The 22,935-nt window shown below is 60.5% G+C and carries 17 protein-coding genes; 8 read left to right on the top strand and 9 right to left on the bottom strand.

Annotation, left to right across the window (positions count from 1 at the left end; translation table 11 throughout):
* The first annotated feature begins 10 nt into the window (after nucleotides 1-10).
* Nucleotides 11-748: a hypothetical protein gene (locus DK870_RS07980; protein WP_104996032.1), complete on the top strand. Its 738-nt coding sequence runs from the start codon at nucleotides 11-13 to the stop codon at nucleotides 746-748.
* A gap of 4 nt (nucleotides 749-752) precedes the next feature.
* Here DK870_RS07980 and DK870_RS07975 read toward each other — a convergent pair whose 3' ends face one another.
* Nucleotides 753-1,121 (bottom strand): PilZ domain-containing protein, encoded by a 369-nt coding sequence (locus DK870_RS07975; RefSeq protein ID WP_104996031.1) that lies wholly within the window; start codon nucleotides 1,119-1,121, stop codon nucleotides 753-755.
* A 173-nt stretch (nucleotides 1,122-1,294) separates the two neighbouring features.
* Between DK870_RS07975 and DK870_RS07970 the strand changes: the two genes are divergently transcribed.
* The 3 genes from DK870_RS07970 to yjiA all read left to right on the top strand — a co-directional run bounded on the left by DK870_RS07970 (nucleotide 1,295) and on the right by yjiA (nucleotide 4,684).
* Entirely contained in the window at nucleotides 1,295-3,361 is a 2,067-nt protein-coding gene (locus DK870_RS07970) for a carbon starvation CstA family protein (protein WP_161548406.1), read from the top strand.
* A 15-nt stretch (nucleotides 3,362-3,376) separates the two neighbouring features.
* On the top strand, nucleotides 3,377-3,574 hold the full coding sequence (locus DK870_RS07965) for a YbdD/YjiX family protein (RefSeq protein ID WP_003194308.1): 198 nt from the start codon (nucleotides 3,377-3,379) through the stop codon (nucleotides 3,572-3,574).
* Nucleotides 3,575-3,724: 150 nt separating this feature from the next.
* Nucleotides 3,725-4,684: a GTPase gene (gene yjiA, locus DK870_RS07960; RefSeq protein WP_104996029.1), complete on the top strand. Its 960-nt coding sequence runs from the start codon at nucleotides 3,725-3,727 to the stop codon at nucleotides 4,682-4,684.
* Between the two features lie 122 nt (nucleotides 4,685-4,806).
* Here the strand turns inward: yjiA and glyA are convergent, their stop codons facing one another.
* A complete protein-coding gene (gene glyA, locus DK870_RS07955; protein ID WP_060752305.1) occupies nucleotides 4,807-6,060 on the bottom strand; it encodes a serine hydroxymethyltransferase in 1,254 nt (417 codons plus the stop codon).
* A 157-nt stretch (nucleotides 6,061-6,217) separates the two neighbouring features.
* The gene (locus DK870_RS07950) at nucleotides 6,218-10,069 is read right to left on the bottom strand and encodes a bifunctional diguanylate cyclase/phosphodiesterase (protein ID WP_161548405.1); all 3,852 of its coding nucleotides are present in this window, start codon (nucleotides 10,067-10,069) and stop codon (nucleotides 6,218-6,220) included.
* Between the two features lie 284 nt (nucleotides 10,070-10,353).
* On the opposite strand from DK870_RS07950, the gene ettA reads away from it, so the two are divergent.
* A complete protein-coding gene (gene ettA, locus DK870_RS07945) occupies nucleotides 10,354-12,018 on the top strand; it encodes an energy-dependent translational throttle protein EttA (RefSeq protein WP_060752303.1) in 1,665 nt (554 codons plus the stop codon).
* 351 nt (nucleotides 12,019-12,369) lie between these two features.
* Entirely contained in the window at nucleotides 12,370-13,707 is a 1,338-nt protein-coding gene (gdhA, locus tag DK870_RS07940) for an NADP-specific glutamate dehydrogenase (RefSeq protein ID WP_161548404.1), read from the top strand.
* Here gdhA and DK870_RS07935 read toward each other — a convergent pair.
* The 5 genes from DK870_RS07935 to DK870_RS07915 all read right to left on the bottom strand — a co-directional run bounded on the left by DK870_RS07935 (nucleotide 13,704) and on the right by DK870_RS07915 (nucleotide 17,750).
* A complete protein-coding gene (locus tag DK870_RS07935) occupies nucleotides 13,704-14,201 on the bottom strand; it encodes a GreA/GreB family elongation factor (RefSeq protein WP_060752301.1) in 498 nt (165 codons plus the stop codon). The genes gdhA and DK870_RS07935 overlap by 4 nt on opposite strands.
* A gap of 70 nt (nucleotides 14,202-14,271) precedes the next feature.
* Nucleotides 14,272-14,628 carry a hypothetical protein gene (locus tag DK870_RS07930; protein ID WP_060752300.1) on the bottom strand — a complete coding sequence of 119 codons (357 nt, stop codon included), beginning with the start codon at nucleotides 14,626-14,628 and terminating at the stop codon, nucleotides 14,272-14,274.
* A 226-nt stretch (nucleotides 14,629-14,854) separates the two neighbouring features.
* On the bottom strand, nucleotides 14,855-15,160 hold the full coding sequence (locus tag DK870_RS07925; protein WP_060752299.1) for a chorismate mutase: 306 nt from the start codon (nucleotides 15,158-15,160) through the stop codon (nucleotides 14,855-14,857).
* Nucleotides 15,161-15,316: 156 nt separating this feature from the next.
* Nucleotides 15,317-17,170, bottom strand: coding sequence for a DUF4105 domain-containing protein (locus DK870_RS07920; protein ID WP_104996025.1), 1,854 nt, complete (start codon nucleotides 17,168-17,170; stop codon nucleotides 15,317-15,319).
* A 91-nt stretch (nucleotides 17,171-17,261) separates the two neighbouring features.
* Nucleotides 17,262-17,750, bottom strand: a complete 489-nt coding sequence (locus tag DK870_RS07915) for a DUF3015 domain-containing protein (RefSeq protein ID WP_060752297.1) — start codon at nucleotides 17,748-17,750, stop codon at nucleotides 17,262-17,264.
* A 269-nt stretch (nucleotides 17,751-18,019) separates the two neighbouring features.
* Between DK870_RS07915 and DK870_RS07910 the strand changes: the two genes are divergently transcribed.
* Both DK870_RS07910 and DK870_RS07905 read left to right on the top strand, forming a co-directional pair.
* Nucleotides 18,020-20,458: a Lon protease family protein gene (locus DK870_RS07910; RefSeq protein ID WP_161548403.1), complete on the top strand. Its 2,439-nt coding sequence runs from the start codon at nucleotides 18,020-18,022 to the stop codon at nucleotides 20,456-20,458.
* Nucleotides 20,459-20,770: 312 nt separating this feature from the next.
* Nucleotides 20,771-21,088: a hypothetical protein gene (locus DK870_RS07905; protein ID WP_060752295.1), complete on the top strand. Its 318-nt coding sequence runs from the start codon at nucleotides 20,771-20,773 to the stop codon at nucleotides 21,086-21,088.
* A 5-nt stretch (nucleotides 21,089-21,093) separates the two neighbouring features.
* On the opposite strand, the gene DK870_RS07900 is transcribed toward DK870_RS07905, so the two are convergent.
* Complete coding sequence (locus DK870_RS07900) at nucleotides 21,094-22,917, bottom strand: hypothetical protein (protein WP_161548402.1); 1,824 nt, start codon at nucleotides 22,915-22,917, stop codon at nucleotides 21,094-21,096.
* Nucleotides 22,918-22,935 lie beyond the last annotated feature (18 nt).

Here is a 22,935-nt window from a genome sequence, read left to right as displayed (position 1 = left end):
AAGGGACGCTATGCAACGATTGAGTTACCCGGGCCTCGCGGCCCTGTTTGTCCTGCTGGTCGGCGCACCCGCCATGGCCTGGGCTGCGCAGCTACCGGCCGGTTACCGCCTGGCGCAGACACTGACGATCGAAGAGGGCCGTCAGTTGCAAGTGCTGGAGGACCAGCGCATCAGCGCGCAGCTGCACAAGGACAGTTGGGGCAACGGGCAGCTTGAAGACTCGTTTGACGAGCCTGGCGACCTGGTCGACAACCCGCTGCTTGAAGCCCGCGTGCGGCTGGTGTCGGCTGCCGGTGAGGAGATCGCGCAGCAGGACCTGGGCTACCCGTTGGCCAAGGTCAAGAAAGCTGCGCTCAACGGGCTGCCCGAACCTGTGTATTTTTTGATCGTTGATCAAACCGCGCCGATGGGCACCTACAGCGGCCCGGCCACCCAACTGTTGCAGCCGGCTACACAGCAACTCAAGCCGATGAGCTACAAGAATGCCGAGGGCAAAGTCCAGCCGTTGACCCTGGCCCACACGGGCAAGGCGGCCTGGAAAGTCGCTCATCCGGCCAGTGGCGGGGCGGATGAGCTGCTGCAGGTGTCATGCTTCATGGAGGGCGAGGGTGAAGGTGAAGAGGATGATTTCACCACCCGTTATCAGACTTATCGCTTTGTCGACGGGCAATGGCAGAGCACTTCAAGTCAGAAACAGGGTTACTGGGACATGGAAAGCGACTTCCCGGCACGAACGGCATTTCCCTGAGGGATCACACTTCCAGTAAGGCGCCGAGTTCGCGCTCGAGTTCTTCCGGGTCACCCAGGTTCAGCTCGATCAGCCGGCGCAGATGGCTGATCGACTCCAGGTCGATTTCCTTGCACACAAACCCTAATTGGTCGTCGCCATCGTGGGCCAGTTTCACCTGCATCTTGATGTGCGCCTTTGGGTCCAGGCGTATATCGACCTCGAACGGTAATGCCTTGTTACCCTTCCAGGGTTCGGGTCGTTTTATTGCCAAACCCTTCAGCGACAAGTCCACTAATTTAACCGGCCATTCGTGGCCGTTTTGCCGAAGTTCGGTCACAGCGTCCATTGCGATCCGGCGGAAGCAGCGACGTTCAGGCGGGTGTTCGGTCATGGTGAATCCCTCTGTGGATAGAAGCATTGTAGCCCTGCGCCATCATCGGGCGTGGTTTTCTGCTTTTTTTGCCATTGCAAGGCTCTAGACCAACGTAGGGGGGTGGTCTTTGAAGCCAACAGCGCTAAACTCGGGGTGGCTGTCCTTCTGTCCACCCTGGCTGGAATATAAAAATGAAAAATAATAATAGCCTGCTACGCCACCTACCCTGGCTGGTGCTGGCGATTGTAGGAGCGTGCGCCCTGGGCGTAGTGGCCTTGCGCCGCGGCGAGGCGATCAACGCCTTGTGGATTGTGGTCGCGGCGGTGGCCATTTATCTGGTTGCCTATCGCTACTACAGCTTGTTCATCGCTAACAACGTGATGCAACTCGATCCACGGCGGGCCACCCCCGCAGTGCTCAACAATGACGGTCTGGACTATGTGCCGACCAACAAACATATTCTGTTCGGTCACCACTTTGCGGCGATTGCCGGTGCAGGCCCGCTGGTCGGCCCGGTGTTGGCGGCGCAAATGGGCTACCTGCCCGGCACCCTGTGGCTGATTGCCGGTGTGGTACTGGCCGGTGCGGTGCAGGACTTCATGGTGCTGTTCCTGTCCACCCGTCGCAATGGCCGTTCGCTGGGCGACATGGTCCGCGAAGAGATGGGCCGCATCCCGGGAACCATCGCGCTGTTCGGCTGCTTCCTGATCATGATCATCATCCTCGCGGTGCTGGCGCTGATCGTCGTCAAGGCACTGGCCGAGAGCCCATGGGGCATCTTCACGGTGATGGCGACCATCCCGATCGCGATGTTCATGGGCGTGTACATGCGCTACATCCGCCCGGGCCGCATTGGTGAGATCTCGATCCTCGGGGTGTTCCTGCTGCTGGGTTCGATCTGGCTGGGCGGGCAAATCGCGGCCGACCCGGTCTGGGCCAAAGCCTTTACCTTCACCGGTATCCAGATCACCTGGATGCTGATCGGCTACGGTTTCGTCGCCGCGGTGCTGCCGGTGTGGCTGATCCTCGCGCCACGTGACTACCTGTCGACCTTCCTGAAAATCGGCACCATCATCGCCCTGGCAATCGGCATCCTGGTCACCATGCCAGAGCTGAAAATGCCGGCCCTGACCCAATTCATCGACGGCACCGGCCCGGTCTGGAAGGGCGGCCTGTTCCCGTTCCTGTTCATCACCATCGCCTGTGGCGCGGTGTCGGGTTTCCACGCACTGATTTCCTCGGGCACCACGCCCAAGCTGCTGGATAACGAAACCAACGCCCGCTACATCGGTTACGGCGGCATGTTGATGGAGTCGTTCGTGGCGATCATGGCCATGGTTGCCGCCTCGGTGATCGAGCCAGGCGTGTACTTCGCCATGAACAGCCCGGCTGCCGTGGTCGGTGGTGATGTGATGGCCGTGGCGCAAACCGTCAGCAGCTGGGGCTTTGCGATTACGCCCGAGGCGCTGCAGGCCGTGGCCCACGACATTGGTGAAACCACCATCCTGGCCCGTGCCGGTGGTGCGCCGACCCTGGCGGTGGGTATCGCGCAGATCCTGCACAGCGTACTGCCGGGTGAAAACACCATGGCGTTCTGGTACCACTTTGCGATCCTGTTCGAAGCGTTGTTCATCCTCACGGCCGTCGACGCGGGCACCCGTGCCGGTCGCTTCATGCTGCAGGACCTGCTGGGTTCCTTCGTGCCGGCGCTCAAACGCACCGAATCCTGGACCGCCAACCTGATCGCCACCGCAGGCTGCGTAGCGATGTGGGGTTACTTGCTGTACCAAGGCGTGATCGACCCACTGGGCGGCATCAACACCTTGTGGCCGCTGTTCGGTATCTCCAACCAGATGCTCGCGGGCATCGCGCTGATGCTGGGCACTGTGGTTCTGATCAAGATGAAGCGCCAACGCTACATCTGGGTCACCCTGCTGCCGGCGGTATGGCTGCTGATCTGCACGACCACCGCAGGCTTCATCAAGCTGTTCGACGCGAACCCGGCGATCGGTTTCCTGTCGCTGGCCAAGAAGTACAGCGATGCCCTGGCGAACGGCCAGATCCTGGCCCCGGCCAAGAGCATCGACCAGATGCAGCACGTGATCTACAACGCCTACACCAACGCAACGCTGACGGCGCTGTTCCTGTTTGTGGTGTTCAGTATCCTGTTCTATGCGCTCAAGGTGGGTGTCGCCGCCTGGGGCAACAAGGAACGTACGGATAAAGAAGCCCCATTCCAGGCTGTACCAGACGCGTAATCGAGGGTTGCAACCATGTTCAATGACATCAGTCGCCTCGGTAAATACCTCGGTCAGGCCGCGCGCCTGATGGTCGGCATGCCCGACTACGACACTTACGTCGAGCATATGCAAACCAAACACCCGGACAAACCGGTGATGGACTACAAGGCGTTCTTCCGGGAACGCCAGGAGGCCCGTTACGGCGGCAAGGGTGGGCCCAAGTGCTGCTGACCCGTTAGCGCGGGTTGGCGGTTTTCTACTGTGGGAGGGGGCTTGCTCCCGATAGCGGATTGTCAGTGACCTTATTAGTGGCTGACACTCCGTTATCGGGAGCAAGCCCCCTCCCACATTTGTTTATGTATTGCTTCAGGAGAATTGCGCTTGTCCTCTCCCATTCCAGTCACGGTCCTCAGCGGTTTCCTGGGCGCCGGCAAGACCACCTTGCTGCGGCACCTGCTGAAAGCCGAGCACGGCCTGAAAATCGCCGTGATCGAAAACGAATTCAGCGACGCCGGTATCGACACCCAACTCCTGGGTGATGAGCCGGTGCAAGTCATGACCCTGTCGAACGGCTGCGTGTGCTGCACCATCCACACCGACCTGACCAAAGCCCTGTACCTGCTGCTGGAACGCCTGGACAGCGGTGAGATCGCCTTCGACCGCCTGGTGATCGAATGCACCGGCCTGGCCGACCCCGCGCCCGTGGCCCAGACGTTTTTCATCGACGAAGAACTGCGCGAGCGCTACATCCTCGATGGCATCATCACTCTGGTGGACGCCGCCCACGCCGAACATCACCTGACCCAGACCATCGCCCAGGCGCAGATCGGTTTCGCCGATCGCCTGTTGGTGAGCAAGCGTGATTTGGTGGATGACGCGGCGTTTGACGCCCTGAGCCAGCGCCTGACACGCATCAACCGCCGTGCGCCGATTCGTGTGGTGGACCATGGCGCTATCGATCTGGCCGAACTGCTCGATGTGCGCGGTTTCAACCTCAACGCCGGCATGACACTGCGCCCGGTGAGTGCCGCGCCTTCCATCGACCGCATCTCAAGCCTGGTGCTGCGCACCGACCAGCCGCTGGATATCGATCGTCTCAGCGCGTTCATGAACGAGTTGCTCGAAGATCACGGCAAGCAACTGCTGCGCTACAAAGGCGTGCTGAACATTGCCGGGGAGGATCGACGCCTGGTGTTCCAGGGCGTGCTCAAGCTGTACGGGTTCGATTGGGATACCGAATGGGCCGAGGGCGAGGCGCGGGAGAGTGTGATCGTGTTCATTGCCGATGAGTTGCCGGAACAGAAAATTCGCGACGGGTTCCAGCAGGTTTACCAATCCTGACTTGAAATACAGGCAACTGTGGGAGGGAGCAAGCCCCCTCCCACAGTTGATGGCATTTCAAATTGAAAATGGCATAAAAAAGCCCGGCTCTGGAGCCGGGCTTCTTATTCAAACCACTGCAATCAAGCGCCGTATACCGGCAGCTTTTTGCAGATGGCCTTGACCTTCTCACGGACCGCGTCGATCACGGCTTCGTTGTTCAGGTCAGCCAGGATGTCGCAGATCCAGCCGGCCAGTTCCTTGCACTCTGCTTCCTTGAAGCCACGAGTGGTCACAGCCGGGGTGCCGAAGCGCAGGCCGGAGGTGACGAACGGCGAACGTGGGTCGTTCGGTACCGAGTTCTTGTTCACGGTGATGAAGGCTTTGCCCAGGGCTGCGTCAGCATCTTTACCGGAAATGTCCTGCTTGATCAGCGACAGCAGGAACAGGTGGTTTTCAGTACCGCCGGATACCACGTCAAAGCCGCGGTCGATAAACACTTTGGCCATGGCCTGGGCGTTTTTCACCACTTGTTGCTGGTAAGCCTTGAACTCAGGTTGCAGGGCTTCCTTGAAGCAGATCGCCTTGGCCGCGATCACGTGCTCCAGCGGGCCACCCTGGGCGCCGGGGAAGACGGCGGAGTTCAGCTTCTTCTCGATGTCGGCGTTGGCGCGAGCCAGGATCAGGCCGCCACGTGGACCGCGCAGGGTCTTGTGGGTGGTGGTGGTGACCACATCAGCGTAAGGCACCGGGTTCGGGTAGACGCCAGCGGCGACCAGGCCCGCCACGTGGGCCATGTCGACGAACAGGTAAGCGCCGACTTTGTCGGCAATGGCGCGGAAGCGTGGGAAATCCAGGATCTGCGAGTAGGCAGAGAAACCGGCCACGATCATTTTCGGCTTGTGTTCAACCGCCAGGCGCTCGACTTCGTCGTAGTCGATCAGGCCGTTGGCATCGATACCGTATTGAACGGCGTTGTACAGCTTGCCGGAGGAGGAAACGCTGGCGCCGTGGGTCAGGTGACCGCCGTGGGCCAGGCTCATGCCCAGGATGGTGTCGCCGCCTTGCAGCAGGGCCAGGTACACCGCGCTGTTGGCTTGGGAGCCGGCGTGCGGCTGGACGTTGGCGTAATCGGCACCGAACAGTTCTTTGGCGCGATCTATCGCCAACTGCTCGACCACGTCGACGTACTCGCAACCACCGTAGTAGCGCTTGCCTGGGTAGCCTTCGGCGTATTTGTTGGTCAGAACCGAACCTTGAGCCTCCATCACCGCAGGGCTGGTGTAGTTTTCCGAAGCGATCAGCTCAATGTGCTCTTCCTGGCGCTGAGCTTCTTGCTCCATGGCGGCGAAGAGATCGGCGTCGTACTTGGCAATAGTCAAATCACGGCTGAACATGGCGGTCCTCAAGGATCGGGGGCAGAAAAGGAAGGCATTCTAACTCAATGGGTTTTAGATGGCATATGAAAGGACATCATGTCGCGGACAAGTGGGGCTCATCCACGGATCAGCGGTGCCATTGTGTGGGAGGGGGCTTGCTCCCGATGCGGCCAGTTCAGTCGAACATGAACAGCGCATCATTGCTGAACTGCGCCTCGAACCGGCTGGCCGGCATCGGCCGCCCAAACAGATAACCCTGCACCTCATCACAGCCATGCTCACGCAGGAAGTCCAGTTGCTCATGGGTTTCCACGCCTTCGGCGATCACCGCCAGGTTCAGGCTGTGGGCCATGGCGATAATGGCGCGGGCGATCTGGGCATCCTGTTCGCCTGACGGCAGGCCGTCGACAAAGGTACGGTCGATCTTCAGTACGTCGATGGGAAACTGCTTGAGGTAATTGAGCGACGAATAGCCGGTGCCGAAGTCATCCACCGCAATGCTCAGGCCCAGGTTTTTCAGGCCGGCGAGGATTTGCAGGGCTTCGTTGACCTCGCGCATCAGGATACTTTCGGTCAGTTCCAGCTCCAGGCACGCCGGCGGCAGGCCCGTGTCCTTGAGGATGGTGGCGATGCGTTCACCCAACTGACCATCCGAGAACTGCCGCGCCGAGATGTTCACCGAGACTTTGGGCACCCGTACCTTGTTGTGGTGCCAGGTCTTGAGTTGACGGCAGGCTTCACTGAGCACCCAGTCGCCCACATCCACCACCAGGCCCAACTCTTCCAGCACCGGGATAAAGTCGCCTGGTGGCACCAGGCCGCGACGGGGGTGGCGCCAGCGCAACAGGGCCTCGGCGCCCGTCAGGCGTTTGCCGTCGCCGCTGAATTGCGGTTGGTAATAAAGCACGAATTCGTTCTGCTCCAGCGCGTGGCGCAAGTCGCTTTCCAGCTCCAGGCGCTCCAGGGCGCTGGCGTTCATGTCGGCCTGGTAGAACTGGAAGTTGTTCTTGCCGCGCTCCTTGGCGTGATACATCGCGGTGTCGGCGTTTTTCATCAGCTGGCTCAGCTCGTTGCCGTCCTGCGGACTCAAGGCGATGCCGATACTGGCGGTCACGAAAAACTCGCGGCCTTCCAGTACAAAAGGCCGCACCAGGCTGGCGAGAATCTGCTCGGCCACCGTGATCGCACGGTTCAACGCCATCTCACGGCTGACCCGCGGTTGCAGGAGCAAGGTGAACTCGTCGCCGCCCATGCGCGCCACGGTGTCGTCCTCGGCGACACAGCCCAGCAGGCGGGTGGCCATTTCCTTGAGCATGCGGTCGCCGGCGGCGTGGCCCAGGGAGTCGTTGATCGGCTTGAAACGGTCGAGGTCGAGGAACATCAGCACCACCCACGACTTTTGCCGCTCGGCCGACTGCAACGCCGTGTGCAGGCGGTCCTGGAACAGCGTGCGGTTGGGCAGGTGGGTCAGGGCGTCGTAATACGCCAGGCGGTGGATGCGTTGTTCGCTGGCCTTGCGCTCGCTGATATCACTGAAGAAACACACGTAGCTGGCCAGGTCGCCTTCATCGTCGAACACGGCGGTAATGCCGACCCAGGCCGGATAATGTTCGCCGTTGCGACGCTTGAGCCACACTTCGCCTTCCCAGGTGCTGTGCTGGTGCAACTGCTTGAGCACGTAGCGCAGATGAGCTTCCTGTTGTTCGTCGACGGTGAGCATGTTGGGCAACTGGTCGAGCACATCCGCCACGTCATACCCGCTGACCCGGCTGAACGCCTCGTTGGCCTGCACGATATAGCCCGCCGGGTCGGTAATCAGGATCGCCGACGTCGAGTGTTCGAATACCGTGGCCGCCATGCGCAGGTCTTTCTCCGCGCGGCGTTGCTGGCTGATATCGCGGCCCACGCCGAGGATGCCTTCGAACGCGCCGTGCTCATCCCACACCAGCACCAGGCGCAACTCGATCGGCACCTTGCGGCCATCGGCGCGCAGGCAGTCGAACAGGAACAACTGGGTCTGTACTTCATCGCGCAGGGTATTCAGGGCGTCGGCATCCCCCAGGGCACGGCTGACTTGCTCCATCAGGGTATAAATGCCGGTCAATTGCTGCGGGTTGGCGATAATCGACTGCCAGCCGTTCTTGAACACCCAGTCCACGTCATACCCGAGTACGGCGTTGACCGACGGGCTGATGTAGTTGAGGGCCAGTTGGCTGTCGGTGGAGCAGATCACGTCACTGATGCTCTCGGCCAGCATGCGGTAGCGCTGCTCGCTGTCGCGCAGGGATTCGCTGGCTTCGATCTGGTCGGTAATGTCCTTGGCCACGCCGATGATCCGCGTGACCACTGCGCTCTTGTCGCGTGCCAGGGCTTGCTCGCGGATATCGAAGCGCCGCCACTGGTTATTGCGATGGCGAAAGCGCAGCTGGCATTGCAATTGGGTCGAATAACCGGCCTGACGCTGTTGCTGGCGCAGGTCGTGGTAGTACTCGGCGTCTTCGGGGTTCAGCAGGATTTCCCAGAAGTACTCACCCATTTGCTGCAGTTCGGCCTTGTTGTAGCCCAGGGTGTGGCCCAAATGGTGGTTGCTGAAGATCATGCGCTGGCTGATGACGTCCTGCACATACAGGTGGTCGGGCACGGTGCGCACCACGTCCGACCAGAAGCTTTCGCGCTCCACCAGCGACAGCTCGATCAGCTTGCGGCTGGTGATATCGCTGATACTCAGGATCACCGCATTAAAATCATCCTGCTGCTCCGGCAGGCGCATGACCAGCCACAGGTATTGCTCGTTGCCGGCCAGGTCCTTGCAGCGGATTTCCAGCTCCAGCTGGTTCTGGTGAGTGCGCAACGCTTCGAGTATCTGGTGGCCGATGGACGTGGCGTTGTCCGGGCAGTCATTGATCAACCGCTGCCAGGCTTCCTCGCAGGACGACACGTTGAGCAGGCGCACCGCAACCTGGTTGACCTCGGTGATGCGTAACTCTTTGAGCAACTGCTTGTGCCCGTGGGGGTTTTCCTGCAGCCAAAGATTCAGTTGCTCGCGGGTCTGCAGGTAGGGTTTGTCAAAAAAGCTGTTGAGGCCCGACAAGTCCAGCACGCACAGGGCCACGCCGGTGCCTTCGAAAATGTCCTGATAGCGCCGCCGGCCTTCATGCACCTGGCGTTGGCGGCGACGCATGTTCAGCAGCACGATCACCGGCACCAGCGAGAAGGCCAGGCCCAGCAGGCATTTGCCGATAAACGCCGGCAGCAGTTGCTCCAGCACCGCACTGCGGTCGAACAGCCCGCGCAATTGCCAGTCGCTTTTGCTCAAGGGCGTGACCAGCACGCTTTTATCCAACTCGTCCGGGGTCAGCGCAGCAGGCCAGTGAGCCGGCATTCCACTGTCACGGCTGACCACACGCTGGTTCAGGCGATTCTCGATCGCCCACATCGGGCGCGGCCCCTGGCCGTCCTGGGGCGTGAGGTTGGTCAGGTAGCCGGGGGCAAGGCGCAAGGCCCAATACACCTTCGAGCCGCCGCTGGGCTGGTGCAGCAGCAGATAGATGAGGGTGCCGTCCTTGTTGTTGCTCAGGTAATAGGACTGGGAATGGCTGCGCTTGACCAGTTCTTCCAGCCAGGCACTGTCCTGGCTGTCACTGGCGGTATCGCTGATCATCGCGCCGCTGGGCGCGAGCAGGGCGAAGCTGCGCAGCTCCGGCAAGGAGCGCTGTAAGCTGCGCATCAAGGCTTGTTGCTGCTCGGGAGTGCTTGGCGGCTCGACAATGGGCAGCAGGTTGAGAGCGATCTGCGCGCTCAGGGCCATGTTCAGGCTGATCTGTTCAGCCAGGTCGGCACTGTAATCGATAGTGTACTGCTGCTGGTTTTTCTGGTTTTGCTGCAGTTGGTCCAGCAACTGCCAGAACAATAGGGCGAGCAGCATGAGGACAAGCGTCGCCAACGCGCCTTTGAGGGTGCCGTGCAGGGGCGCTCCCGGCGCAATATGAGCGGCGCGCAAGGGAGTTGGCGGCGTGACTTTGGACAAGCTGTGATCCTGCGGTTTGGCTGGACTGGCGCGCGACGTGCACTATAAGCCGGACGCCCGAAGGGCGGCTAGCATGCCTTGAGTTGTGGCAAAGTGCCAGTCCCGCTTGGCTGGACTGACCAAGCGCATTGAGGTAGCTTTGCCGGTTACGCGGGGGCGTTCCAGCCCCAGACATTCAGGCTTTTTCCGCACGCAGGCATTGATTTCCGTCAACGGCCCGCGTGGCGCATGGCCTGCACGGGCTTCGCCCGCTTAATCCATCAGTCACTGACGCTAGGTTTACCATGGCTCAATACGTCTTCACCATGCATCGGCTGGGAAAAGTTGTTCCGCCGAAGCGGGAAATCCTGAAAAACATTTCGCTGTCCTTCTTCCCTGGCGCCAAGATCGGCGTGCTCGGCCTCAACGGTTCGGGTAAGTCCACGCTGCTGAAAATCATGGCCGGCGTCGACACCGAGTTCGAAGGCGAAGCCCGCCCGATGCCGGAACTGAACATTGGCTACCTGCCGCAGGAGCCGCAACTGGACCCGGCCAAGACCGTACGTGAAGTGGTCGAAGAGGCCGTCAGTGTGATCAAGGACGCCCAGGCGCGCCTGGATGAGGTCTACGCCGCTTACGCCGAACCGGATGCCGATTTCGACAAGCTTGCCGCCGAACAGGCCAAGCTCGAAGCCATCCTGCAGGCGGGTGACGGTCATAACCTGGAGCGCCAGCTGGAAGTCGCCGCCGATGCGCTGCGCCTGCCGGCGTGGGACGCCAAGGTCGAACACCTGTCCGGTGGTGAAAAGCGTCGCGTGGCCCTGTGCCGCCTGCTGCTGTCGGCGCCCGACATGCTGCTGCTCGACGAACCTACCAACCACCTGGATGCCGACTCCGTCGCCTGGCTGGAACACTTCCTTCACGATTTCCCGGGCACCGTGGTTGCGATCACGCACGACCGCTACTTCCTGGACAACGTTGCCGGCTGGATTCTGGAACTCGACCGCGGCGCCGGTATTCCTTACGAGGGCAACTACTCCGGTTGGCTGGAAGCCAAGTCCGAGCGTCTGGCCGCCGAATCCAAGCAGCAATCGGCCCACGAAAAAGCCATGAAGGAAGAACTGGAATGGGTGCGCAAAGGCGCCAAGGCCCGCCAGTCCAAATCCAAGGCACGTCTGCAACGCTTTGAAGAAATGCAATCGCAGGAATTCCAGAAGCGCAGCGAAACCAACGAGATCTACATCCCGGCCGGCCCGCGCCTGGGTGACAAGGTCATCGAATTCAAGAACGTCACCAAAGGCTATGGCGACCGCGTGTTGATCGACAACCTGTCGTTCTCCATGCCAAAAGGCGCGATCGTCGGCGTTATTGGCGGTAACGGTGCGGGTAAGTCCACGCTGTTCCGCATGCTGATGGGCAAGGAAACACCGGACTCCGGCAGCATTGAGATCGGCGAAACCGTGCAGCTTGCCTGTGTGGACCAAAGCCGCGACGACCTCGACGGCAGCAAGACCGTGTTCCAGCAGATCTCCGACGGTTCCGACCAGATCCGCATCGGCAACTATGAAATCCCGTCGCGTACCTACGTGGGGCGCTTCAACTTCAAGGGCGGTGACCAGCAGAAGTTCGTCAAGGACCTGTCGGGTGGTGAGCGCGGTCGCTTGCACCTGGCCCTGACCCTGAAAGAGGGCGGCAACGTGCTGCTGCTCGACGAACCGTCCAACGACCTCGACGTTGAAACCCTGCGTTCCTTGGAAGAAGCCCTGCTGGACTTCCCGGGCGCCGCCATTGTGATCTCTCACGACCGGTGGTTCCTTGACCGCGTCGCGACCCACATCCTGGCGTACGAAGATGACTCCCAAGCGGTGTTCTTCGAAGGCAACTACACCGAGTATGAAGCGGACCGTAAAAAGCGCCTGGGCGAAGCAGCTGCCCAGCCGCACCGTGTGCGGCACAAGAAACTGGCCTGATTCGGCGGGTGGATAAAGGAACGGAGCCTTCGGGCTCCGTTTTTTTTTTGCTTTTTTCCAGGAGGACTGAGGTGGATTCGTTCGCGAGCAAGCCCGCTCCCACATTCGACCGCATTCCAAAGGCTGGAACCCAATCAAATGTGGGAGGGGGCTTGCTCCCGATAGCGCTCCAACTGTTGGTGCGTGCTCCAGGTTGAAATCACTTTTTTGGTGCAAATAAGCCCAGTTATTTATATCCAATGCACCATTTAAATTCACAAAGGCGACATTTTGCGCTTTTCAGGTGCGATATGAATTGTTAAGGTCCGGGTCAAATCGACCCTGATTACAATAAAATTGCCGAGACTTTTCATGATCGAATCCGTCGAATCCTTCCTCGCTCGCCTCAAGAAACGCGACCCCGACCAGCCGGAATTCCACCAAGCCGTGGAAGAGGTCCTACGCAGCCTGTGGCCGTTTCTCGAAGCCAATCCCCACTACCTGACGTCGGGCATTCTCGAGCGCATCTGTGAGCCGGAACGCGCCATTACCTTCCGGGTGTCTTGGGTGGATGATCACGGCAAGGTCCAGGTCAATCGCGGGTTCCGCATCCAGATGAACAGTGCCATCGGCCCCTATAAAGGCGGCTTGCGTTTTCACCCGTCGGTGAACCTCGGCGTACTGAAATTCCTCGCCTTCGAACAGACCTTCAAGAACTCCCTGACCTCGTTGCCCATGGGCGGCGGCAAAGGCGGCTCGGACTTCGACCCGAAAGGTAAGAGCGATGCCGAAGTCATGCGTTTCTGCCAGGCCTTCATGAGCGAGTTGTACCGCCATATCGGCGCTGACGTGGACGTACCCGCCGGCGATATCGGCGTGGGCGCGCGTGAAATCGGCTTCCTGTTCGGCCAGTACAAGCGCCTGAGCAACCAGTTCACCTCCGTGCTGACCGGCAAGGGCATGACCTACGGCGGCAGCCTGATCCGACCTGAAGCCACCGGTTTCGGTTGCGTGTACTTCGCCGAAGAAATGCTCAAGCGCGACGGCCAGCGCGTTGAAGGCAAGCGCGTGGCCATCTCGGGTTCCGGCAACGTCGCGCAATACGCGGCGCGTAAGGTGATGGACCTGGGCGGCAAGGTGATTTCCCTGTCCGACTCCGAGGGCACCCTGTACGCCGAAAGCGGTTTGAGCGAGACGCAATGGTCGGCGCTGCTGGAGCTGAAAAACGTGCAGCGAGGTCGCATCATTGAGCTGGCTGAACGCTTCGGCCTGGAATTCCGTAAGGGCAAAACCCCTTGGGAACTGGCCTGCGATATTGCCCTGCCGTGTGCCACCCAGAACGAACTCGACGCCGAGGCCGCCCGTACCCTGCTGCGCAACGGCTGCCTCTGCGTGGCCGAAGGTGCCAACATGCCGACCACGCTGGAGGCAGTGGATCTCTTCATCGACGCGGGCATCCTGTTTGCGCCGGGCAAGGCGTCCAATGCCGGTGGCGTGGCCGTGAGTGGCCTGGAAATGTCGCAGAACGCCATGCGCCTGTTGTGGACCGCCGGTGAAGTGGACAGCAAGCTGCACAACATCATGCAGTCGATCCATCACGCCTGCGTGCACTACGGCGAAGAAAACGGCCGGGTCAACTACGTGAAGGGCGCGAACATCGCAGGCTTCGTGAAAGTGGCCGACGCGATGCTGGCCCAAGGCATCGTCTAAGCCTCGGGCTCGATACGCATCACTTCAATCAACTGATCGCCGACGGGGCGCTTCCACAGCACCTCATCGCCCACTTGGGCGCCCAGCAATGCGCGGCCCAGCGGCGAGCCCCAGTTGATCAAATGGGCGTGGGCATCGGCCTGGTCTTCTCCGACCAGTTGAATGCGCTGCTGCTCGTCTTGCTCATTGGCAAAGGTCACCCAACTGCCGATCTGCACCTTGTCGGTCGACAAGGCGGGAGGCACGACCTGAGCGCTCTGGACGCGTTGGTTGAAGTAACGCAAATCCCGCTCAAGGTCGGCCTGGCGCTGCTTGTCGGCCTGCTCGCCCTTGGCGGCTTCGGCGCTGTACGCGTGCTGCAATTGCGCAACCCTGGCCTGCAACTGCGCCAGCCCTTGGGCGGTAAGGCGATTGGGCTGGCCGCTGACCTGACGCTCCACCGGCTGGTCGGCCTGGGCGGCGGCGCTGTCTTCATTAACAAAAGCTCGGCTCATGACATTCTCCCTCTATGGAGCTTGGGCCATGTTCGCCGCGCTTTAGTTTCGGCGGATGTCTGAAAGCGACCTATTGCGAGCGATAAGCCCGGGCGGCGTCGCGGTCCTTTTCCTGCTGCCAGGCGCGCTCACGCTCGTCCCAGTGGTTGTCCTTGTAGTCACGCAGCTCTTCGTTCTCACGCATGGCCTTGCACTGGCGAAAGCCATCTTCCCAACCCGCGGCGTATTCGCGGTCTTTCAGATAACGCGGCACGTTCTTGCGAAACTCCCCGCTGATCACCCCGGCAGCCTGGCGCCCGCTGCTGCAACCATCATCGAAGCCATCGGCAAAGGCCGGTGGATAACCCTTGGCCAGCAACTCTTGATGGGTGGACTGGCAACCCGACAACCACACTGCCGCACACAGCATTACCGCATACCGCCACATTGCTTGCTCCCTGGCCGTTTCACGGCTGATAGGGGAAGTCTAGAAGGGAATTTGTCGGGGCGGCGTGAAAGGGGTGTGAGAACGGTGTTGGGTTAAAGGGCGTTGGGTTAAAGACCTGCACTGCCCGTGTGGCGAGGGAGCTTGCTCCCGCCGGGGCGCGAAGCGGCCTCAAAAGATTGGGACTGCTGCGCAGTCCAGCGGGAGCAAGCTCCCTCGCCACAGAAGTTTATTGTGTAGGGTTGCTTGTCAGTGCGGCATGCTCCGCCAATTCCTGCTCGATAAACGCCGCGATCATCGCGCGATACACCTGTTCAGTGACTTCAGGGTTGGCGCCCACGGTCTGCGATAAACCTCTTACCTTGGCGATCACCTGTTCAACCCGCTGGGGCGCCTTGACGCCATCGGTGTCTTTTTTGAAGCGTGCGGCCTGGGAGACGTAGCGGCCGCGCTCGGCCAGCAGGGTGACGATTTGTTGGTCGAGGTGGTCGATGTGGGTTCGGACTTCTTCGAGGGTGGTGCAGGTAACAGCCATGTTGGTTGAGCTCCTGAATGGGCGGGCAATGCGATGTAGCTGAATATACGCGAGCCGAAATGTGGGAGGGGGCTTGCTCCCGATAGCGGTGTGTCAGTCAATGGCTACTTGGCTGATGCAATGCTATCGGGAGCAAGCCCCCTCCCACACTTGGAATCAGTAGTGGTACCACTTCACTTCAAGCATCACTTCATTCATAGGCGTCGACAGGTGGCTGTACTCGCGCTGCGCACTCAAGCGTAATCCGAGGTTACGTGACAACTCCCATTGCTGGTTCAGGCTGATACTGCGCCGCACTTCACCATTGGTGAAAAAGTCGCCCTTGGCTTCCAGGCTCAGATTTCCCAACGGATTTTTCCACAATACGCCGGTGTTGAACCCGGCCGCTGGGGAGATGGCTTCGCTGAAGTCGTTGTTATGCTCCACGCGTACGGTGCCGAGGGCGAAGCCGAGCATGTCGTCACTCAGTTGCCAGGTGCTGCCCGCACCACCGTTGACGTGGGCCACCAGGGTTTGGTCGTCGTGCTTGCCCGGCACGCGTTCCAGGCCGCCGGTGACTTGCCATGACCAGGGTTGCAAAAGGGCGTTGCGCGGGGTCAGGGAGCGGATGGTGGCGAGGTCCAGTTGCTGCAGCTGCCAGTGGTTGCCTTCGTACTGGCGCAGTTTCATTTGCAGGATTTCGATCTGTGCACCAAGCGGGAAGCCTTCGGCGTTGTCGTTGAGGTCGTGGTAGGCCATGCGCAGGCCGTATTCGCCGAAGGTCTTGCTGCCGCGTGTGCCGATGCCGGCCTGCCAGGTGCGTGACTCATGGCCGTTCTCGGGCAGGCCGGGGCGTTCGATCTTGAGGTCGGGCGCCGGGTTCTGGTTGATGGCGCGCAGCAGTTCGAAGCTGCGCTGGGAGCGTTCGGTGTCGCGCTCCAGGCCATTGGCGCGGTAGCGACCCAGGCGGTAGGCCGCGTCGATGATCAGCGCCTGGCGCTCGCGGGGCAGGGCTTTGAAGGCCGGCGCCTGCAATTGCTTCTGGTCGTCGCTGATTTTCAGCACCCATTGCTGTTCATCGCCATCCAGTGGCTTGGCGCGCTCCAGCAACTCGCGCTCGCGGGACGGGCGATAGTCGATCTTCTCGACCAGCCCCGCATCCTTTACCGCCTTGACGGTGTCGGTTGGAATGGCGGTCAGCGGGAATTGCTCCGTCAGGCGCAAGCCGGGGCGGGCCACTTGCAGCAGCTCCAGCAGGCGGTACGAGCAGTTTTCGTCGAAGAAGAAGTAGTCGAACTGGATCTGCTTGAGCTCCCACACGTGCTCGACCATGCGTTCGGTTTCGACCTGGGTCAGGTTCAGGCGGTATTCCCACAGGTCGCGGTTTTCGAGGCTGCGGTACTCCGAGAGTTTCTCCTGGTAGGGCACCAGTGCGAACAGGCCGGGATAACCGCCCATCAGGCCCTTCCAGGCGTAAAGAATGCTGTTGTCGGAGCCTTCGATATAGGCGCCGAAGTTGATTGCATAGCTGAGCAGGGCGGTGTTGTTGCTCTGCACGTCAGCCTGGTCGATGCGCAGCAGCGTGTGACCGAACATCGACGACGGGCTGTTGAGGTAGGCAGCCGGGAAGATCATCACGGCGCTGTGGGGCGCGACGTCTTTGAACCATTGCTTGAACTCTGTGCAGTCCACGGCGGGCAGGTCGGTCAGGTGCAACTGGTCCTTGAGCCAGCGGGTCCGTGCGGGGTACACGCATTGGGCGTGTTTTTCACCTAGGCTCGCAGGTTGGTACAGCGCCTGGACGGTGGCCTTGAGTTCGGCATCCGGGTGGTGTGCGCCATCGGCAGCAATGAAGAATTTCTTGTCGCTGACATAACTGCGCCAGCCGCTGATTTTGCCGGCTTCGTAATGGCCCAAAGATAGCCAGAACGGGTCGTTGGCCAGTTGCTGCAAACGTTGATCATCAATAGGCGCGGCCGCATACAGCGGGGCGCAAGCGAAGAGTGCCAACCAGGCAAAGCGTTTGAGCATAGGGGCAACTTAAGTCGGAATAAGTGAGACCCAAAGGGGGGCGGGTCCAAAAAATAAGGCCCGCGTCTCGCAAGACGCGGGCGGGTCGAGCTTAAGCTTGGGTCGCGTATTTCGCCAAGCGGGCATCGCCTTTCAGTACAGCGAGGGTGTTGGTGTGCACGTCGTCGGCGGTCACGTCAGCTTTGCTGAAGATCTGCTGGAAGTGCTCGTGGGTCACTGCCGCAAAGTGCTCGCGGTCCTCAGGGGCTACGCCCAGTACCACCGCGTAGGTGGTCAGTGCTTCGCCATTGCCTTTGGCCATGTCTTCGGACAGCTCGTTCATCATGCCATTCATGGCAATCCAGGACTTGCCGCCGTAGGTCAGCTTGCTGTTGGTGTTACAGCCGTTGGTGCCCGAGGTCATGCCGAAGGTGGCGTTACCCGAGGTGCCGTTGGTGGTCGACGCGAGGAAGTGCGCCGGAGTACCGCGCTGGCCTTCGAACAGCATGTTGCCCCAACCGCAGTTCGGGCCGCCTGGTGCTTCTGCCATAGCATTGAGGGAGACAACGGTGAAGAGAGTACCAAGAAGGATCCGTTTCATAGCTTTGTTCTCTTTGTGTGCAAACCAATGGACAAGGGGTTCAGGCGCTTCGCAGCGCCCTAGGGGCCAGTTATTAGTCCAACCCGCGCAGTTTGGAGTTTAGGCATGATCCTGGGGTTCCGTTATTTTTTATAAAACAATCGGCCTTATCGCGATTTTTTTTGCAGGGCGCCTACCGCAGCGCAGCTTTCCCAACGGCGCGCCTTGCCATAGCGCGCAAGCGAGAGCCAGAATGCCGTCATCTGCCCCGCCTGATGTAAGGAAGCCCGATGCCTGATCCTGTTGCTGCCAGCTTGCGTCTAGCGCCCGAAGCGCTGACTCGCCCTTTCTCCGCTGAACAGTTCAGCTTCTCGACCACCAATGATTTGGAGCCTTTTCGCGGTGTGCTTGGCCAGGAACGTGCGGTCGAAGCCTTGCAGTTCGGTGTGGCCATGCCACGCCCCGGTTACAACGTGTTTGTCATGGGTGAGCCCGGTACTGGCCGCTTTTCGTTCGTCAAACGCTACCTGAAGGCCGAAGGCAAACGCCTGCAGACCCCGGCGGACTGGGTCTATGTGAATAATTTCGATGAGCCGCGCGAACCGCGTGCCCTGGAGCTGCAAGGCGGCGCCGCCGCAGCGTTCATCGCCGATATCAACGCTCTGGTCGACAACCTGGTGGCGACTTTCCCGGCGGTCTTCGAACACCCGACTTATCAACAGCGCAAAAGCGCCATCGACCGCGCCTTCAACCAGCGCTACGACAAGGCGTTGGACGTCATCGAACGCCTGGCCCTGGAAAAAGACGTAGCGCTGTATCGCGACAGCTCCAACATCGCCTTCACGCCGATGCTCGACGGCAAGGCGCTGGACGAAGCCGAGTTCTCGCAATTGCCGGAAGCCGACCGCGAGCGCTTCCACACGGACATTTCCGAGCTGGAAGAACGCCTCAACGAGGAGCTGGCCAGCCTGCCGCAGTGGAAGCGTGAGTCGAATAACCAACTGCGCCAATTCAACGAAGAAACCATCACCCTGGCCCTGCAGCCATTGCTCGCTCCGCTGTCGGAAAAGTACGCGGAAAACGCCGCCGTCTGCGGTTACCTGCAAGCCATGCAGGTGTACCTGCTCAAGACCGTGGTCGAGCAACTGGTGGACGATGCCAAGACCGACGCCCAGGCCCGCAAGCTGCTCGAGGAGCAATACTGCCCGAGCCTGGTGGTGGGCCACCCGACCAACGGTGGCGCGCCAGTGGTTTTCGAACCGCACCCGACCTACGACAACCTGTTCGGTCGTATCGAATACAGCACCGACCAGGGCGCGCTCTACACCACTTATCGCCAGTTGCGCCCGGGTGCCCTGCACCGTGCCAATGGCGGTTTCCTGATCCTTGAAGCGGAAAAAATGCTCGGCGAGCCGTTTGTGTGGGACGCGCTCAAGCGTTCCCTGCAATCGCGCAAGTTGAAGATGGAGTCGCCCCTGGGCGAGCTGGGCCGCTTGGCCACCGTGACCCTCAACCCGCAGATGATTCCGTTGCAGGTCAAGGTCATCATCATCGGTTCGCGCCAGCTCTACTACGCGTTGCAGGACGCCGATCCGGACTTCCAGGAGATGTTCCGCGTGCTGGTGGACTTCGACGAAGACATCCCGATGGTCGACGAAAGCCTGGAGCAGTTCGCCCAATTGCTTAAAACCCGCACGTCAGAAGAAGGCATGGCACCGCTGACGTCGGATGCGGTGGCGCGCCTGGCCACCTACAGTGCGCGGCTGGCGGAGCATCAGGGGCGCTTGTCGGCGCGGATTGGCGATTTGTTCCAACTGGTCAGCGAAGCGGACTTCATTCGCCATCTGGCGGGTGACGAGATGACCGACGCCGGCCATATCGAACGTGCGCTCAAGGCCAAGGCCACGCGCACCGGGCGTGTGTCGGCGCGGATTCTCGACGACATGCTCGCCGGGGTGATCCTGATCGACACCGCCGGTGCAGCCGTCGGCAAGTGCAACGGGCTGACGGTGCTGGAAGTCGGCGATTCGGCCTTCGGCGTGCCGGCGCGGATTTCCGCCACGGTGTATCCCGGCGGCAGTGGCATCGTCGACATCGAGCGTGAAGTTAACCTCGGCCAGCCGATTCACTCCAAGGGCGTGATGATCCTCACCGGTTACCTGGGCAGCCGGTATGCCCAGGAATTCCCGCTGGCGATCTCGGCGAGTATCGCGCTGGAGCAGTCCTACGGTTACGTGGACGGCGACAGCGCGTCCCTGGGCGAGGCGTGCACGTTGATTTCGGCGTTGTCGAAGACGCCGCTCAAGCAGTGTTTTGCGATCACCGGTTCGATCAACCAGTTTGGTGAAGTGCAGGCGGTGGGCGGGGTCAACGAGAAGATCGAAGGCTTCTTCCGCCTCTGCGAGGCCCGTGGGTTGACCGGCGAGCAAGGGGCGATCATTCCCCAGGCCAACGTTGCCACGCTGATGCTCGACGAGAAGGTATTGCAGGCGGTGCGCAACGGCCAATTCCACATCTATGCCGTGCGTCAGGCGGATGAGGCCTTGAGCCTGCTGGTGGGCGAGCCTGCCGGTGAGCCGGATGCCGAAGGGCAATTCCCGGAAGGCAGCGTGAATGCGCGGGTGGTTGAGCGCCTGCGGGCGATTGCGGAGATGATCAGCGAGGAAGACCTGAAGGAAGCGGAGAAAGAGCTGGCACAGCAAGCGCTGGCTGAAGCCAAACCCACCTGAATTTGGGTTTGACGCGGGAAGTGTGGGAGGGGGCTTGCTCCCGATTGCGGTAGGTCATCACTGAATAGGTTGACTGACACACCGCTATCGGGAGCAAGCCCCCTCCCACATTGAGTTGGCGGTGTATTTTTTGGGGGTGGCTAGCCAATAAATTGACACTTCTCGGAGGGCCATGCCCGTTGGTCCCTACAACCTTGGTTTGTTGTGGTTTTCCTCTATTCTCAACTTAAGGGATATCCACAGGAGTCGCAGGATAGAAACAGCCTCGCCATGTGCCTGAGGTTGAACACCGATCTACCGAGGGTCGCCGCCATGTCGCGCAACCTCAGCCTTACCCGCCAGTGCCTGGGCCTGGTCACCCGTATCGAATGCTCCATTCGTCCTCTGGCAGGGGATAACGGGATGTGGACGTTGTTGTTTGCTGCCGGAATGACCGGCGAACAGCCTTCCACCATCAAGTCCCAAGGCCCGTTTCATGGACCCTTCGTGGCAGAAACCATTCTTCAGTCGATTGTCGACAGCCTGACCCTGCACGGTTACGAGCAGGCGGACGATCCGCAGATCTGGTGCCTGCATATGCAGGCCCATCTGCGACAGCTCAACGGTAGCCAGGAACGCCTGGCGCTGTAGCCAGGTTATTGGCTCTCGGGCTTGTCCAACTTGACCTCAAAGCCGTATTGCACGGTGCTCAGGTCGGTGCGCTGGTAGCTTTCCAGAGTGGTCGGCTTGCCATAGAAATAATGCACGTCGAACATGGCCGTGCCGTATTCCTCTGCACGGTGGCTGACACCGAGGATTTCCTTGAGATAGTTGCCGCTGGCGTCCTTGGCGTAGAAGCGCCAGCTGTCGGAAGGGAACGCCTTCTGGTCGACGATCAGGGCGTTGTCTTTAAGTGTCAGGCCCTTGGGCAGTTTCGCGACGTCAATCGTGCTTTTCTCTATGTTCGCCAGGAACAAGGGAATCGAGCCCACCACGTATGCCGGGGTTTCCGGGAACAGGTTGAGGTCGTAGGTGAGCGTGCCTCGCGCCGGGTCCAGCTCAAAGGCTTCGCTGGGCAGCTCGATGGGTTCGCCACGTTCGCCTTTTTCGTCCGCAGTGAAGAAGGTGATGGGTTCGTCGCTGCTGCTGTGGTCGTTGCCCACCAGTTCGTCATTGAAGGTGAAGGGGTGGTCAAACACGATCCTGGCGGCGCTGGCGTCGTCGGTCGACTGGCTGATTGTGATGCTTTTTTTCAGCTGGTCTTCGCTCATGCTTGCGTCTTTGAGCCAGCCGGCGGCGCTGTCGTCGTACACCGTGACGGGCATCGGCAAGGCTTGCACCGTATTCTGCAGGCTGTTCTTGTCGAAGCGCATCACCGGCAGGTCCAGGTCCTTATGCGTCAGCGTGGCTTTGGAAAAATCCAGGACGTTGACCTGCAGCGTGTCGATCAGGCCATTGAAATACACCTTGGCATAATGGCTGGTCTGCTTGTGCTCAAAGGCTTTTTGCTCGTCGGTGAGCTGCTTCTCGAAAGCATCGGACCACGTCTTCTGCTTGCGCATCTCGGCCAACTGCTGCTCATAGAACGCCACTTGCGCGGCACTTTCGTTGATTGAGCCTGAACGTGTCAGAAACTGCCCGGTGCTGTCGCGTGCCTGCACCAGCAACGGGTTAGGCGAGTCGTCGCCGACTTCGGCGGCCAGGGGCTCGCTGTTGGTCAGCTCGATCTCGGCGTAGTTTTTTTCAAGCAACACCAGGTTGAGGGTGATGTTGCCTTCGGTGCGCTTGCGGCCCACGTCCTTTTTTGACAAGTCAAAGGTCAGCACCTTGCCCGGTGCCACCACGTCAACCGTGCCTTTGAGGCTGACCGGTTGGGGCTGGCTCTTGTTGTCCGTCTCGATCCCTTCGATAAACGGGTAGCTCACCGTCAGGTCGTCGGGGTTGGTCAGGTTGGAGCTGCTCGGGCTCAGTTGAATGCCGGGATCGGTTTCCGACCATTCCGGTTGGAAGGGGATCACCTTGTTGTTGCTCAACGTCACCGACTGCCATTCCAGGCTGTGAGGGAAGGGGAACTGGTCGGGGCTGTTGAAGCTGAACGGGAAGACCGGCTGCAAATCCGTGAGGTAGTCGGAATGGGAGGTCTTGCGCAACACGAACAGGCCGTTGATGTAGGTGTCCACCAAGGCTTGGGGCGTGGGGTAATGCTTGAGCAGGGCCAACGTGTCTTCGCCGTATTCGGCTTCGATCGGCTTGTTGGCGAGCTTGACGCGGGCCCGTTCCAGCAGCAGCAGCGAACCGCCAAGGTCGGCGATGGCGTCCCGCAGCTTGGGGTCCTGGATGCTGTCCAGTGACTGTTCGAATTTTGCGGTTTTCTCTTCGAGGGTCGCCTGTTTCTGCTCTTCTTTGGGTGAGCAGCCGCTGGCTATCAGCAACGCCGCACACAGGCCGAGGCTGGTCAAAGGGGATCGCACATCCATCATCTGAGTCTTCCTGTCCGA

This window comes from Pseudomonas sp. Q1 (genome assembly GCF_009935975.1).
GTDB classification, from domain to species: Bacteria; Pseudomonadota; Gammaproteobacteria; order Pseudomonadales; family Pseudomonadaceae; genus Aquipseudomonas; species Aquipseudomonas palleroniana.
The sequence above is the reverse complement of the archived record's forward strand: the minus strand, read 5'-3'. Positions and strand labels throughout refer to the sequence as shown.